Annotated in this window: 6 protein-coding genes; 1 reads left to right on the top strand and 5 read right to left on the bottom strand. The window is 69.8% G+C overall.

Annotated elements, in window-relative coordinates:
* Positions 1-31: 31 nt before the first annotated feature.
* Positions 32-994, bottom strand: a complete 963-nt coding sequence (gene nrdF / locus ON39_RS23730) for a class 1b ribonucleoside-diphosphate reductase subunit beta (RefSeq protein ID WP_040737667.1) — start codon at positions 992-994, stop codon at positions 32-34.
* 299 nt (positions 995-1293) lie between these two features.
* Between nrdF and ON39_RS23725 the strand changes: the two genes are divergently transcribed.
* Entirely contained in the window at positions 1294-1812 is a 519-nt protein-coding gene (locus ON39_RS23725) for a hypothetical protein (protein WP_146251158.1), read from the top strand.
* A gap of 142 nt (positions 1813-1954) precedes the next feature.
* Here ON39_RS23725 and ON39_RS23720 read toward each other — a convergent pair whose 3' ends face one another.
* Genes ON39_RS23720 through ON39_RS23705 form a run of 4 tightly spaced genes read right to left on the bottom strand, consistent with a single transcriptional unit; the run spans position 1955 to position 16429 of the window.
* The gene (locus tag ON39_RS23720; RefSeq protein WP_040737665.1) at positions 1955-2773 is read right to left on the bottom strand and encodes an ABC transporter permease; all 819 of its coding nucleotides are present in this window, start codon (positions 2771-2773) and stop codon (positions 1955-1957) included.
* Positions 2773-3591, bottom strand: a complete 819-nt coding sequence (locus ON39_RS23715) for an ABC-2 transporter permease (RefSeq protein ID WP_040737664.1) — start codon at positions 3589-3591, stop codon at positions 2773-2775. Before ON39_RS23715 ends, ON39_RS23720 begins: the two co-directional genes overlap by 1 nt.
* Positions 3588-4577, bottom strand: coding sequence for an ATP-binding cassette domain-containing protein (locus ON39_RS23710; protein WP_040737663.1), 990 nt, complete (start codon positions 4575-4577; stop codon positions 3588-3590). Before ON39_RS23710 ends, ON39_RS23715 begins: the two co-directional genes overlap by 4 nt.
* Positions 4574-16429: a non-ribosomal peptide synthetase gene (locus ON39_RS23705; protein ID WP_040737662.1), complete on the bottom strand. Its 11856-nt coding sequence runs from the start codon at positions 16427-16429 to the stop codon at positions 4574-4576. The genes ON39_RS23710 and ON39_RS23705 overlap by 4 nt, the downstream gene beginning before the upstream one ends.
* Positions 16430-16512: the final 83 nt, after the last annotated feature.

Raw genomic sequence — 16512 nt, 5'->3', positions numbered from 1 at the left:
CAACGCAAGCGCCGGAGGGCGCCATTCCCGCTCAGAACTCCCAGTCTTCGTCCTCGGTGTTCACGGCCTTGCCGATCACGTAGCTCGAGCCCGAGCCGGAGAAGAAGTCGTGGTTCTCGTCGGCGTTGGGCGAGAGCGCCGACAGGATGGCCGGGTTCACCTCGGTCTCGTCCTTCGGGAACAGGCCCTCGTAGCCGAGGTTCATCAGCGCCTTGTTCGCGTTGTAGCGCAGGAACTTCTTGACGTCCTCGGTGAGGCCGACCTCGTCGTAGAGGTCCTGGGTGTAGTCGACCTCGTTGTCGTACAGCTCGAACAGCAGCTCGAAGGTGTAGTTCTTCAGCTCGTCGCGCTCGGCCTGACTGACCAGCTCCAGGCCCTTCTGGTACTTGTAGCCGATGTAGTAGCCGTGCACGGCCTCGTCGCGGATGATCAGCCGGATCAGGTCGGCGGTGTTGGTGAGCTTGGCCCGCGACGACCAGTACATCGGCAGGTAGAAGCCGGAGTAGAACAGGAAGCTCTCCAGCAGCGTGGAGGCGACCTTGCGCTTGAGCGGATCGTCGCCGTTGTAGTAGTCCAGCACGATCTCGGCCTTGCGCTGGAGGTTCCGGTTCTCCTCCGACCAGCGGAACGCGTCATCGATCTCCCTGGTGGAGCACAGGGTGGAGAAGATCGAGCTGTAGCTCTTGGCGTGCACCGACTCCATGAAAGCGATGTTGGTGTACACCGCCTCCTCGTGCGGGGTGAGCGCGTCCGGGATCAGGCTGACCGCGCCGACGGTGCCCTGGATGGTGTCGAGCAGCGTGAGGCCGGTGAAGACCCGCATGGTCAACTGCTTCTCGTCGGCGGTCAACGTGCCCCACGAGGGGATGTCGTTGGACACCGGGACCTTCTCGGGCAGCCAGAAGTTACCGGTCAGCCGGTCCCACACCTCGGCGTCCTTCTCGTCGGGCACCCGATTCCAGTTGATGGCCGATACCCGATCGATCAGTTTCATCCTGCCTCCACACCTTTCCCGAGCCCGCAGCCGTGACGGATCTTCTCTCCCCGGGACACTACTCCTTGGGGGTGACAAGACCGCGCAGCACAACACCTTGTGTCGCAGCGATGCATGTCACCGAGGCGGGAAACGCCGGGAGCCATCGCGTGCGGCCCCCATTCTGCGCCACGAACGCCCGAACAGCCACATCGACACCGGGCGCGCCGCACAAGACCCTGGCCGTCTGCGCTCTGGTCCGCCGACTCGGCGTAGTCCCAAGACTTGGCAAGACTTCTGAAAAAGTTCAGAATGGACTCATGGTTACTGAGGTGCAGTGGAGCGAGCTACAGCGCGACCCGAAGGCGGTCGCCAAGCTCGCTGATCAGGGCGACGTGCGGGTGCGACGTCGAGACGGCGCGCCTCTGCTGCTGATTCGGGAAGACCGTGCCCAGGAGACGTCCGAGGGATCGGTGACCGCAGCAAGAGCGCTGCGCAACGTGTTGGTCCATTTGCCGGCCGATATCGCGGCGCAAGCTCTACTGGACGAATTCCCCTGGGTGGACGTGCTGCCGCCGGACGCCCAAGCCCGGTTTGTCAAGGACTTCGCCCGTGCCTTTCAGGCCTCGGCCGAACTCGGGCAGTGGTCGGTGCTTGCTCAGACGATCGTGGAATGGCGCAGTACCGCAGCGATTTTCGCCGACCCCGTCCTTGCCGAGCAACTGTCCGATCCGTTGGATGACGACTTCGGTCCGGTGACCGAACCACCGAGCGTCCGACCACTCCGGAAAATCCGACGAGGCAGCACCGTCTCCGAGACCGCTTCGCCACGCGGGTGATCGGCGGTGACACGCTGGAGCAGTGGCAATACGAAGTCACCGCGGGCGGGCGGATCTGGTACTGCCCTGATCCCGAAGGGCGCATTGTGGGTGGTGCTCGCGGGGTCGGGGCACCCCAAGCAGACAGAGTAGGTCGGGTGGGTCAGCGGCGGCTGGCGCGGCGGTAGCCGAGGGTGGCGGGGATGGCGAAGAGGGTTATGGCGGTGGTGGACCAGAGGAGGGTGAGGGTCAGGGGGCGGGCGAGGGGGCCTTCGAGGGCGAGGGCTTTCATGGCGTCTACGGCTACGGACATGGGTTGGTTGCGGACTATGGGCTGGATCCATCGGGGGTAGGCGGCCAGGGGGACGAAGCCGGTGCTGAAGAACATCATCAGGGAGGTCAGGATGGTGATGCCTTCTACCAGGGCGGCTTTGGCGGTGAAGACGGCGATCGAGGTGACGACGGTGGCGAAGGCCAGGCCGAAAAGCACTGGGATGGAAAGGAATACGAGGGTGGCGAGGACGCCCCGGTGGAATCGGAACCCGAGCAGGTAGCCGACCAGGACGATGGCCAGCGTGCCCGCGAGGATGCGGCAGCCCTCGGCGAGGATGCGGGAGGCCAGACCGGAGGCCCGATGCACCGGCAGCACCCAGAAGCGGGCGAGCAGACCCGCCTCCCGCTCACGACCGAGCAGCACACCGCACGCGACGGCGCCGGAGACCGCGCCGGCGATGGTGACCATCGGCACCGAACCGTAGAGCGCGCTGTCGCCGGTGAACTTCCGAATCTGCCCGCCCACCACGGTTTCCAGCATGATCAGCAGCAAGCACGGAATGATGAGCGCCTCCAGGAGCGTCACCGGATTGCGCACCCAGCGCAGCAGCAACCGCTGCGTCTGAATCAGCGTGTGCCGCACCAGCGCAGCGGGCGCCCGCTCCGAGTCGACGCGACTGTCTTCGATGCGATCGGCCAGCAGTGCCATCACGCCCTCCCGGAGCTCGAGCGAACGGTCAGCGGTATGCACAGGGCGAGAATCGCGGCGATCCAGACCAGCGACGGCCCCATCAGCGACCACGACACCTGCCCCGCGTTCCCCAGCGTGTCACCCGCCAGCGCGCGCAGCGCGAGCACGAACTGCGACACCGGCTGATTGCGCACGAACGGCTGCACCCACCCCGGAAACTGGCGCGCGGGAGCGAGTCCCGCCGACAGCATGCCGAATATCAAGGGCGGCAGCACAAGTGCCTGGGTGACCGCCTCCGGACTGCGCGACACGGTGCCGATCACATCCGCGCCGAGCGTCAACGCGGTGCCGATCAGCATCGACAACAGCAGGAACCCGGCGGTGTGCGCGGCATCCAGATAAAACCGGAACCCGATCACGTAGCCGCACACCATGGCCGAGCACAGCGACAACGCCAGCCGGAACACATTGCCGGACATGCGCGCCGCGGCCGGGACCAGACGCCCGACCGGCATGGACCCGAACCGCCGGTTGAGCCCGGCCACCGAGTCGGTAGCCGACCGGAACGCGGCCGAGATGGCGGTGAACGCGGCGGCCTGCAGCACGACCAGCGGCATCATGAACTGCGCGTAGCTGCTGAAACCGGTGCCCGCGAACGTCATCACCGTCTTCAGCGGGATGTAGAACCCGGCGGTGAAGGTCGCGGGCGCCAGGATCGAGGTCAGTACCTCACCGGTCTTGACCGAGGGAACGATCAATCGAGTGGTGAGCACCCACCACTGCCGGGCGCGGTCCGGAGTCGCTCCGGCCTCCGCCAGCCACGCCCCCGCGGTCACGAGACCCCCTCCGCGTCAACGGTTTTCCCATCCGTGGACGCGAGATGCCCGGTCAGCTGCAGGAATACGTCGTCGAGCGACGGCCTGCGCAGCGCGATGTCCACCAGCTCCACCTCCGCCCCGTCCAGGCGGCGCAGGGCCTCGGCTAGGGTCTTCGCGCCGTCCGGCGCCGGGATGGTGACGCGGTCGGAGTCCGGGGAGAGCGCGGCGCGATTCTCCTCGGGCAGCAGCGATCCGAGCGCCGCGGCGATGGCGTCCAGATCCTTCAGGTCCAGCGGCACCACCTCGCAGTAGCTGCCGCCGGTCCGCGACTTCAGTTCGTCGGCGGTGCCCTGCGCGATCACCACGCCGTGATCGATCACGATGATCCGATCGCTCAGCGCGTCGGCCTCTTCCAGATACTGGGTGGTGAGCAGGGTGGTGATGCCCGCCTTCTTGAAGCTGCGCACCAGATCCCAAACCCCTTGCCTGCTGCGGGGATCCAGCCCGGTGGTCGGCTCGTCGAGGAACACGACGTCTGGCCGGACGACGAGACCACAGGCGATGTCGATGCGCCGTCGCATGCCGCCGGAGTAGGTGCCGACCCGGCGGCCCGCCGCGCCGACGAGATCGAACTCGGCGATCAGCTCGTCCGCCCGGGCCCGGGCGGCGCGCTTGCGCAACCCCATCAGCCGGCCGAACATCACGAGATTCTCGTAGCCGCTGAGCATGTCGTCCAGCGCGGCGTACTGCCCGGTCAGCATGATGGACCGGCGCACCGCCGCCGGATCGGCGACCACGTCGTGCCCGGCGACGAAGGCGCGCCCCCGATCGGGCGCGATGAGCGTCGACAGAATGTTCACCGTGGTGGTCTTGCCCGCGCCGTTGGGCCCGAGGATGCCGAGTATCTCGCCCGGTGCGGCTGCGAAATTTACGCCGCGCAAGGCCTTTACGGCGCCGAACGACTTCTCGACCCCCTCGACCACAACGCCCTGATCGGAGTTCATGCCTGTCCCTTCAGATGTTCGTCCAGCACGCGCGCGATGATCGGCAGCACGTGCGGCGCGGTCAGCTCGTTATGCGTGACCTCGATGTCGTAGTCGACGACTGCGCCGGTCGCGTAGGGCCGCCAGCCGTCCGGTCCGACGATGTCGGAGCTGTCCACGGTGGCGCTGAAATACAGCAGGTCACCGTCGAATACCGGTCGCCGATACCCCACGCGGGCCCGCGCAGCCGCGTTGTACGAGGCGGTCAGCCGCTCGATCATGGCCGCGTCGACGATCGACAGGCCGCCGAGCCGATCGCGGATGAGCGCGGCCGCCTCGCTCGCCGTGGCCTCGGCGGGCACGTCGTGGATCCCGAAGACGGCGCCGAAGCTGTTGACGAAGGCGCCCGCCGTGAGCTGCTCGACCTCGGCGCCGTCGACGTCGGCGGTGTCGGAGTCGAGCAGCGCGACAAGGCCGACCGGGTGCCCGTCCGTTTGCAGCCGGGCCGCGACCGCGTGGGCGATGAGCCCGCCGAAGGACCAGCCGAGCAGGTGGTACGGACCCGTCGGCTGGATCGCGCGGATCTCGCGCACGTACCGGTCGGCGAACTCCTCGATGGACCGCAGGGTCGGCTCGCGGCCGCTGAGATCCGGCGCCTGCATGGCGAAGATCGGCCGACCCGGGCGCAGCAGTTGCGCGAAACCCAGGTAACTCCACGAGATTCCGGAGGACGGATGGATGCAGAACAGTGCGGGCTCCGTGCCGTCCCGCCGGATGGGCAGCACCACGTCCAGTCCCAGTGTGACGTCCGGGGACAGAGCCGGTCCAGCGGCCACCTCCTCGGCCGCGACGCCGGCGGCGGCATCCACGGCCGCGGCCAGCGCGGCCACGGTGCGATGTTCGAACACCTGTAGCGGTGTGCAGGCGATGCCGCGCTGTTTCGCCAGGGATACCAGCTGGATGGCGAGGATGCTGTCGCCGCCGAGCTCGAAGAAGGAGGAGTCGACGCCGACCTTGTCGAGACCGAGCAGCTCGGCCACGAGGCTCGCCAGGGTCTGCTCGGTCGAGGTGCGCGGCGCACGGTATTCGGCGTCCTCGGCACCGAAGTGCGGTGCGGGCAAAGCCTTTCGATCGAGCTTGCCGACCGCGGTGAGCGGGATCTCGTCGAGCACGACGAAGGCGGACGGAACCATGTACGCGGGCAACGTGTCCGCCGCGATCTCGCGCACCCGCGCTACGTCCACCTCGACCTCCGGTTCACGCACCAGATAGGCCGCCAGTGCCGTCGATCCGGCGGGCCCCGTGACGCCGAGCGTCAGCGCGAACTCGACGCCGTCCATTCGGCCGAGTACCGCGTCGATCTCGCCGAGTTCTATGCGCTGGCCGCGTACCTTGACTTGGAAGTCGGTGCGTCCCAGGTACTCCAGCGTCAGCCCGCCCGCGCCGCCGTGCGTCCACCGCACGAGGTCGCCGGTGCGATACATTCGTTCCCCCGATGCGCCATAGGGATTCGCGACGAAGCGCCCGGCGGTCAAGCCCGGTCTGGCGTGGTAGCCGCGCGCCAGCGCGTGCCCGGCCAGGAAGAGCTCACCGGGCACCCCGACCGGTACGGGATGCAGCCGATCATCGAGCACCATCGCGGCCGCGCCGCGAATGGGCGGGCCGAGGGTGACCGGCGCGCCGGAACGCACCACGGAACCCGTTGCCACCACGGTGAACTCGGTCGGCCCGTAGAGATTCACCATGCGCAGGTCGCGTCCCGCACACCAGCGCTCGACCAGCTCGGCGCCGACCGCCTCCCCGCCCACCGCGAGCACCCGCACGCCCGGCACGGACGCCGGATCGAGGGTGGCGAGCGCGGACGGCGTGATCATCACATGGGTGACGCGCTCGGCATGGATGAGCTCGGCCAGCTCACCGCCGCCGAACACCGTCGGCGGCGCGACGACCGACGCACCGCCGAACCCGAACGCCATCAGCGCCTCGAGGATCGACGCGTCGAAACTCGGTGAGGCGACGTGCAATACCCGGGACTCCGCGTCTAGGTCGAGCAGGTCGCCTTGCGCGGCAACGAAGTCCGCGACGCCGCGGTGGGTGACCGAGACGCCCTTGGGTGTGCCGGTGGACCCGGAGGTGTAGATCAGCCAGGCCGGATTGTCCAGCCGGATCGGCCTCGGCAACTCGCGGTCCCGCAGCGGGCGTGCGCTCGCGGCGGACCAGCGCTGCACGAAGTACGGGTCGTCGATGACGAGCCATCGCGTGCTGTCGGGCAGCATCGATCGGTAGGCGCCGATGGTCAGCCCTACCCGGGCATCGGAGTCGGTGAGCATGTGATCGATCCGCTCGATCGGATGTTTGGGGTCGACGGGCAAGAAGGCCGCGCCGATCTTCGCCGCGGCCCACACGCCGGTCAGTAGGTCGGCGGAGCGTGGAAGACCGAGGGCCACCACGGTTTCCGCGCCCGCGCCCGCCTCGAGCAGCAGCCGGGCCAGGCGATTGGCGTGGGCGTCGAGTTCGCGGTAGGTCGTCGTGTCCCCGGCGGCGACCACGGCGGGGCGATCCGGATGCCGGGCCACGGTCGCGGCGAGCAGGTCGGACAGCGTTGTGGCGCCGACGGTTTCGAGGCCACGCACGGGCAGCAGCGTCGCGCGCTCGTGGTCGTCGAGGAGGTCGATGTCGGCCAGCCGAGTGTCGGGTGCGGCCAGGACGGCCGCGAGCACGCGCCGCCAGCGCGCGGCGAACGAGGTCACCGTCGCCTCGTCGAACAGATCGGTCGCGTAGGTCAGCACACCGGACAACCCGGCGGGCCCGGCCGCGTCGAAACGCTCGCGCAGGTCCAGGGTCAGGTCGAATTGCGAAGCGCGCCGGTCGAAATCCTCCAGCTCGAACCGCAAGCCCGGCAGCTCGAGGACCGGTTCTAGGAAGTTCTGGAGCGACAGCGACACCTGGAACAACGGGTGATGCGCCGTCGATCGGGTCGGATTCAACGCCTGCACCAGCCGTTCGAACGCCACGTCGGAGTTGGCGAAGGCGTCGAGATCGGCCGATCGAACGGTGTCGAGGAAGTCGGCGAATCCCGCCGCCGGATCGACCGGCGTCCGCAGCACGAGCGTGTTGACGAACATGCCGACGAGGTCGTCGAGCGCCTCCTCGCCGCGCCCGGCCACCGGCGTCCCGACGACCACGTCGTCGGTGCCGCCGAGCCGGGCGAGCAGCACGGCGAGCGCCGCGTGCACGACCATGAACGGGCTCGCGGCATGCTTCGACGCGAATTCGACCAGGGCGCGGTGCAGTTCGGCATCGATGGTGAACTCGACGTCGGCGCTGCGCATCGACTGCACGGCGGGCCGGGGTCGGTCTGCGGGCAACTCCAGCACGTCCGGCGCGCCCGCGAGCGTGCCGGTCCAGTATCGAATCTGGCGCGCGGCCAACGATTCCGGGTCGGATTCGTCGCCGAGCACCTCCCGATGCCACAGCGCGAAGTCGGCGTACTGCACGGCCAGTGGTACCCGCGTGGTGTCCGCGCCGGAGATCCGCTCCGAGTAGGCGGCGACCAGATCGGCGGCGAGCGGCGCCATGGATGCGCCATCGGCGCTGATGTGGTGCACCACCAGCACGACAACGTGCACAGCGGGCGCGTCGGTGACCGCGTTCGCGGAACGGCCGGACGCCACGGCGGGCCGGCCCGCCGATGCGCCGGACGCCACCGCGGGAGCGCCGACGAGCGCACCCGACGACACCGGTCCGGTACCGAGCGAACTTGAACGCTGCTCTCTCACAGTCGAATCCGCTTCGACCCGGAACAACCCCACCCGTAACGGCGGTTCCTGGCTGATGTCGAATCCCTTGCCCGCCAAGGCATTGATCCGATCACGCAGCGCCGCCCCGTCTTCGGTCCCGACGACGGACAGCGCGGGCGCGACCGCTGCGGTATCCATGATCACCTGACGCGGACCCGTCGCGTCGGCCGGGTAGATCGTGCGCAGACTCTCGTGCCGCCGCACCACATCCGCCAGCGCCCCGCGCATCGCGTCGACGTCGAGCACACCGGTCAGCCGCAACGCCACGGCGATGTTGTACGCGGGCGACGCGGGGTCGAGCCGGTTCATCACCCACATCCGCTGCTGCGCGGGGGAGAGCGGAATGCGGTCCGGCCGGATCCGCGGCGCGAGCGCGAAGCGTCCCGGCTTGCCGTCGGTGGCCGGGACGATCCGCGCCGACAGCAGGGCGACGGTGGGCGCGTCGAACAGATCGCGCAGGGCGATGGTCGAACCGAGGGCGGAGTTGACCCGGGCGACCACCTTGGTCGCGCTGAGCGAGTCACCGCCGAGCTCGAAGAAGGACTGATCGACGCCGACCCGCTCCCGCCCGAGCACCTCGCCGAACACCTCGGCCACCGCCCGCTCCACCGGCGTGCGCGGCGCGAGGTAGGGCCGGTGGTCGTCCGAGAAGTCCGGCACCGGAAGGGCCGCGCGGTCCAGCTTGCCGACCGGCGTCAGCGGAACCGTCTCGAGCACAACGAGATAGCCGGGCACCATGTACCCCGGCAGCTCGGCGGCGATCCGCTCCCTGAGCCGCTCGGTGTCCAGTTCGACGCCCTCGGCGGGCAGCACATACGACACCAGCACCGTCGCACCGGCAGGCCCGGCGCGGCCGATGGTGACCGCGTACTCGACCTGCTCGTCGCGCGAGAGGACCGCGTCGATCTCGCCGAGCTCGATCCGCAGGCCGCGAATCTTGACCTGGAAATCGCTGCGGCCCAGGTACTCCAGTTCGTAGCCGTCGCCGCCCGCGACCCAGCGCACCATGTCGCCGGTTCGGTACATGCGTTCGCCCGGCTCGCCGAACGGGTCGGCGACGAATCGGCTGGCGGTCATGGCGAAGCGGTTGAAGTAGCCGCGGGCCAGCGCGGGCCCCGCCAGGTACAGCTCACCCGCGACGCCGACGGGCACCGGGCGCAGCCAGGTGTCGAGCACCATGGTCGCCGCGCCGCGAATCGGCCCGCCGATGGTGATCGCCTCGCCCGCAACGAGTTCCGCCGGCCCCGTGGCCCAAATGCTGAACTCCGTCGGGCCGTAGAGGTTCACCATGCGACGGCCGGCCGACCAGCGCTCGATCAGCTCCGGCGTCGCGGCCTCGCCGGCCACCGACAGCACCCGCAGGTGGCCGAGGCCCGCCGGGTCCATGGTGGCCAGCGCGGACGGCGTGATCACCGCGTGGGTCACCCGTTCGGCGCGTAGCAGCCGCTCCAGCTCCGCGCCGCCGTAGACGTCCGGCGGGGAGACCACCAGCCGGCCGCCCACGCCGTGCGCGGTGAGCAGCTCGAAGACCGAGGCGTCGAAGCTGGGCGAGGCGACCTGCAACGCGCTCGCCGTCGGATCGAGGTCGAGCGAGTCGCGTTGTGTCGAGACCAGATTCGCGACTCCGCGATGGCTGAGCAGCACGGCCTTGGGCTTGCCGGTGGAGCCCGAGGTGTAGATGAGATACGCCGTCTGGTCGACATCGATCGGACCGCCGCGCTCCTCGTCGGTGATGGGCGCGTCGGAGACCGTCATGACGCGGCGGATGGTGTTGAGATCGTCGAGCAGCAGCCAGTCGATGCTGCCCGGCAGCGTCTCGCCGGTCGCGGTGACCGTCACGCCGATGGGCGCCCTGGAGTCGGTGAGCATGTGCTCGATCCGCTCGACGGGGTAGTTCGGGTCGAGCGGCGCGAACGCCGCGCCGGATTTGGCCAGCGCCCACACCGCGACCACCGACTCCAGCGATCGGGTCAGGGCGAGCACGACGAACACCTCGCGCCCGACGCCCCGGCTCAGCAGCAGCCGCGCGAAGCGATTCGACCAGGCGTCGAGCTCGCCGTAGGACATGGTGAGCTCGCCCGCGCTGACCGCGATGGCGTCGCCGTCGATCGCCGCGCCCGCGGCCAGGATCTCCGGCAGCGTGCGCACGGGCAGCGACTCCGGCCCGCGAACAGGAAGCAGCGCGGCACGTTCCGCGTCGTCGCAGTACTGCACCTGCGAGACGAGGGCGCGCGGATTGTCGGCCAGTTGCCGGAGCAGCCGGACGAACCGGTCGAGCAGCGGTCGCGCCGCCGCCGGATCGAGCTGATCGGCCATGAATTTCAGGCTGACGCGCAGGGTGTCGCGTCCGTCCGGGCCGTGCAGCGGAATCACCATGAGGTTCAACGGGTACGGCGTCGCGTCGGTGCCTTCGACGTCGAGCACCCGCATGCCCGCGATGTCCAGCGCCTGCGAGAGGGCTTCCCGCTCGATCGGGTAGGACTCGAAAACGGTGAGGGTGTCGAACAATTCGGCCAGCCCGACGGCCTGGTGGATCGCCGCGAGCCCCACGTGCTGGTGGTCCATCAGCCGCGCCTGCTCCGCCTGCAGGCGGGCGAGCAGGTCGACCACCTTCTCCGCCGGGTCGAGCCGCACCCGCACGGGCAGGGTGTTGATGAACAGGCCGACCATCTCCTCGACGCCGGCCAGCTCCGGCGGCCGGCCGGAGACCGTGCCGCCGAACACCACGTCGGTGCGCCCGGTCAGCATGGCGAGCAGCATCGCCCAGCCGGCTTGCACGAGAGTGTTGACGGTCGCGCCGGATTCTCGGGCCGTCGCCTCGAGGCAGGCGACGGTGTCGGCGGAGAGGTCGGTGGACAGCATCCCGGTCTCGGTCGACTCGATGCCGGCCAGCGTCGCAACGGCGCGGGTCGGCGTATCGATGCCCGCGAGTGACTGTGCCCATGCGGCAACGGATTCGGCGTCGTCGCGCTCGGCCAACCACGACAGGAACTCGCGATAGGAACGCGCGGGCGGCAGCGCGGACGCGTCGCCCGAGGTGACGTAGAGCGCGAGCAGTTCGCGCACCAGCAGCGGCGTCGACCAGCCGTCCAGCACCAGATGGTGATTGGTGAGCACGAACCGGTACGCGTCGGCGGCGGTCCGGATGAGGGTGCAGCGCACCAGCGGCGGGCGGTCCAGCTCGAAGCGGGTCCGGGCGTCGAGCGCGATCACCCGGTCTAGTTCCCGTCGCCGGACATCGGCGTCCTCGATATTGCTGAGATCGACGTAATGCCAGGGCATTTCGGCATCGGTGAGGACCAACTGCCGCGGACCGTCGTCGGTCTCCACGTACGCGACGCGCAAGTTCTCGTGCCGGGCCACCAAAGCCTGTGCGGCCGCGCGCAGCCGGTCCGCGTCGACGGTGCCGGCCAGGGTGAGCAGGGACTGGACGGTGTAGCCGTCGGCGGTGTCCGAGTCGTACAGCGCGTGGAACAGCAGACCGTACTGGAGTGGCGAAAGTGGCCATACGTCAGCGAGATTCGGATAGTCGCGCTCCCAGGCGTCGATCTGGCGCTGCGTCACAGTGACGAGATCGAAGTCGGACGGTGTGCGGCCGCCCGCGCCCGCGGACTCGGCGTGCTCGGCGAGCGCGCGCAAGGCCTCGGTCCAGAGCTCGGCGAGCCGAGCGACGTCGTCCGCGTCGAGCAACCGTGACGCGTAGGCCCAGGTGACCTCCAGGCCCGCGTCGGTGCGGACGGCGTTCAGGTCGACGACGGCGGCCAGCGGCGCGCGATCGTCCTGCGTGGCCGCGAAGTGTCGCGGCAGCCAGGGTTCCGCCTCGGTGCCGGTGGTCGCGCGGCCCAGATAGTTGAAGCTGATCTGCGGGGTCGGGCTATCCGCCAGCGCCGCAGCGCATTCGGCGTCGAGATAGCGCAGCATGCCGAACCCGATGCCTTTGTCCGGCACCCTCCGCAGCTGTTCCTTGATGGCCTTGATGGCGGCTCCCGCCGCCGGACCCGCGGCGAACGCCTCGGCGAGATCGAGGCCCGCCAGGTCGACAGCGACCGGATACACGCTGGTGAACCAGCCCACCGTGCGCGCGACGTCCGCGCCGGGCAGGATCTCCTCCGCGCGCCCGTGCCCCTCGAGGGTGAACAGGGTCGCGGTGCGCCCGCGCCACCGGCCGACCGCCATGGCGAGCGCGGCGAGCAGCACATCGTCTGCGCCGCAATGAAATCGGTCGGGCGCGGTGCCCAACACGATCTCCGCCACCGCCGGGGGAACGACGGATCGGTGACAGGCCATGGACGCGACGACATCGACGGCCGGATCGAGGCGGTCGCTGCCGAGCGGCGGATCGGGCGTGGCCAGGATGTCCCGCCAGATCGGCAGCTCGCCGGCGCGCTCGCGGGCCTGCTCGGCCTGCCCGTGCGCCCAGCGCCGGAACGAGGTGCCGACCGGCGCGAGAACACCGCCCATGGCGGCGGTGGCCAGGTCCGGCAGCAGGATGCGCCAGGAGACACCGTCGGTCACCAGGTGGTGCAGGACGAGCCAGAGCACGGGTCCGGGCTCCTCGATGAGCACGAAGCGCGCGACGACCCCGACGGCCGGGTCGAGCAGGTCCGCGGCGCGCTGTAGTTCGCGTTCCCGCGCGGCAGCGCCGTCGGCCACCATCTCGATCAGTGATTCGGCGTCGACGGCGCCCCGCTCGGCCACCGTCCACGCCCAGCCGCCTGCCTCCCGCCGCAATCGGGAACGCAGCAGATCATGGTGGTCGAGCAGCGCCTGCACGGCCGCGACGAGCCGCCCGCGTCCGAACCCGGCAGGCAGCCCGATCAGCACCGCCTGGCTGAACCGTGCCCAGGCGTCGCCCTGCTCCAGCATGGCGTGCACGATCGGCGTGAGCGCGACCGCGCCGACCCCACCGCCGGGCAGTTCGTGCACCACCTGCGCCCGCACCTCGGTGGCGACGGCGGCCAGGGCGGCAACGGTCTTGCGCTCGAACACATCTCGCGCGCTGAACCCGAGGCCGGCGGCTTTCGCCCGCGACACCAGCTGAATGGACACGATGCTGTCGCCGCCGAGCGCGAAGAAGCTCTCGTCCACCCCGACCGTCTCCAGCCCGAGCACCTCGGCGAACAGCGCGGCGAGCGCCTCCTCGCGTGGGGTGGACGGCGCGCGACCGACGACCGTCCGGGCACTGAAATCCGGTGCGGGCAGGGCTTTCCGGTCGACCTTGCCGAGCGGGGTGAGCGGAACACTGTCGAGCACGGTCACCACGGCGGGCACCATGTAGGCCGGAAGAGACTCCCCGGCAGCGGCTTTCAGCGCCTCGGGGTGCACTTCGGCGCCGGGTTTCGGCACCACGTACGACACCAGTGCGGTCGCGCCCGCACCGGTCTCCACGCCGAGGGTGATGGCGAAGTCGATATCCGGATGTCGTCCCAGCGCCGCGTCGATCTCGCCGAGCTCGATGCGGAAGCCTCGGACCTTCACCTGGAAGTCGCTGCGGCCCTGGTACTCCAGCTCCCAACGGTCGCCGGAGCGGATCCAGCGCACCAGATCACCGGTGCGATACATCCGAGTGCCGCTCGCGTATGGGTTGGCAACGAAACGTTCCGCCGTGAGCCCGTTGCGCCGGTGATAGCCGCGCGCGAGCCCGACCCCGGCGAGATACAGCTCGCCGACGGTGCCCGGGGGAACGGGACGCAACCAGGGGTCGAGCACGACCGCGGAGACGCCGCGCACGAGGCCGCCGATGGTGACCGGCGCGTCGGGCGCCAGCGCCTCGCTCAATGTCACGGTCACCGTGGTCTCGGTGGGCCCGTACCCGTTCAACACTGTGCGCCCCGGCCACTCGGCCGCCAGTCCGGGCGGGCACGCGTCGCCGCCGACGATGATCGTGCGCAGGTCGGGCAGCGTCGCGGGATCCAGCGAGCCGACAACCGCCGGCGTGACATTCAGGTGCGTGACGCGGTGGGCGCGCAGCACCGCGGCCAACTCCTCGCCGGCGTAGGCGGCGGGCGGCACGACGGCGAGCGTGGCACCGGTGGCGAGGGTCACCACAATCTCCTCGACCGAGATGTCGAAGCTCGGCGAAACGGCGTGCGCCACCACGGCATCGGGGGTGACGCCGAATCCGGCGGCCGAGCCGACGGCCAGATTCGCCAGTCCACGATGAGAAACCAGCACGCCCTTGGGCAAGCCGGTCGATCCGGAGGTGTAGATGACGTACGCGACCTGGTCGAGGTGCATGGCGGCGAGCCGCTGGGCGTCGGTGATACGTGCCGCGTCCTGTTCGCGCACCGCGCGTACGGTCGCTTCGTCGTCGAGTACCAGCCAATCGACGCTGTCGGGCAACGACTTCCGCGCGGCCGCGACCGTCATACCCGCGACGACGCCGCTGTCGCCGACCATGTGCTCGATCCGGTCGGCCGGGTAGGTCGGATCGATCGGCACGAACGCCGCGCCGGTCTTGGCCACCGCGATCATCGCCAGCACCGACTCCGCCGAGCGCGGGATCGAAATGGCCACGGCGCGTTCAGGTCCGGCCCCTGCCGCGATGAGCAGCCTGGCCAGCCGGTTGGTGTGTTCGTCGACTCGTCGGTAGGTGAGTACCGCCGTCCCGGCGCGGATCGCCACCGAGTCGGGATCGAAAGTCGCACCGGCCGAGAGGATCTCGGGCAGTGTGCGGGGCGCGCCGCCCTCGGGGCCGCGGGCAGGCACCAGTTCCGCCTGCTCTTCATCGGACACGACCGGCACGGTGGAGAGAGCCGCCTCGGTCCCCGCCGTGAGGAACGCGTGCAGAAACGCCAGGAACCGACGATGCTGCGCCGCCAATTCGGCGTCGCTGTAGAGGTTTCCGTTGCCCTGGAAATCGATGTGGGTGCTCTCGCCGCCGACACCGGGGTACACATTGACGAACAGGTCATCGATCAACCCGGACGTGAGCACATGCAGCCGGCCGGTGACCGCGCCGAGTTGAATCCTGGTGTCCACCATCATCAAGTTCACCGACGGCCCGAACGACGCGGCCTCGTCCATCGACCAGCCGAGATCGCGGACGATGTCCTCCTGCCGGTAACGCTGCCGCCGCAGCGCGCCGGTCAACTCGCCCTGCGCGGCCCGGATCACCTCGCCGACCGTCGTGGCCGGGGTCAGTCGCAGGCGAAGCGGAACGACATTGGCGATCATCCCGCCGGAGCGGCGCAGCACCGCCGTGGTCCGCGCCGAAACAGGAAGGCTCAGCACGACTTCCGACGCGCCGGTCATGGCGGCGAGGTACGCGCCGAAGGCCGCGACCACGGTCGGCGCGACGCCGGACCCGGCCGCGTCCGCGACGGCGTCCAGCAGCGCCGCGGTCTCGCGCGGCAGCGCGCCGGAGACCCGGCTCGGGTGCGCGTCCACCTCGGCGGTCCGGCCGGCCAGGCTCACCGGGTCGGCCATCCCCGCGAGATGCTCGCGCCAGTACTCCCGATCCGAGCCGAAACGCTCCGAGTCGCGGTACGCCGAATCGGCCTCGACGATCCTGCGCAGGTCCTCGGCCTTCGCGGCGGGCGGCTCCTTGCCCTCGACCGCCGCGTTGTACAGCTCGCCCGTGCGCTGCACCATGGTCAGCGCGCCCATGCCGTCCAGCACGAGGTGATGGATCCGCGAGTACCAGAACCAGCGGTCCTCGGCCAGCCGCAGCATCGCGACGCGCACCAGCCGATCCCCGGTCAGGTCCAGCGGCGCCTCGTACTCGGCCCGCATCCACGCGTGCGCGGCGGCCTCGGGATCGCGTTCGTCGCGCAGGTCCAGCGTGCCCAGGTTGTCGTCGAGGGTGGTGTCCACGAATTGATACGGATGGCCGTCGACCTCGAGCAGCCGTAGGTATCCGGTGCCGAACTCCCGGCCCGCCTGACGGGCGGCGGCGGCGAGCAGGTCGAGGTCGATCGGCCCCTGCAACTCGACGTACTGGGCGATCGATATCGGAGTGTCGCCGGCGATGTGCTGGGCGAACCAGATGCCGCGCTGCGCCGCCGAGAGCGCGAAGGCGCCGTCGGGCAGAGCCGTGCCGGGCTCGAAGGGGGAGAGGGGAGGCTGTTGCATGAAAAGTCCTACGTTTTCACCGCCCGCAGCTGCGGCGGAGTCGCCGCCTGCCAGCGCGGAAGTGGTAGTACCCTGCCGCACAG

Origin of the sequence: Nocardia tenerifensis NBRC 101015 (assembly GCF_000308715.1) — a bacterium.
Classification (GTDB): domain Bacteria; phylum Actinomycetota; class Actinomycetes; order Mycobacteriales; family Mycobacteriaceae; genus Nocardia; species Nocardia tenerifensis.
Note: the sequence above shows the minus strand (reverse complement) of the source record. Positions and strands in the feature narration are given on the sequence as shown.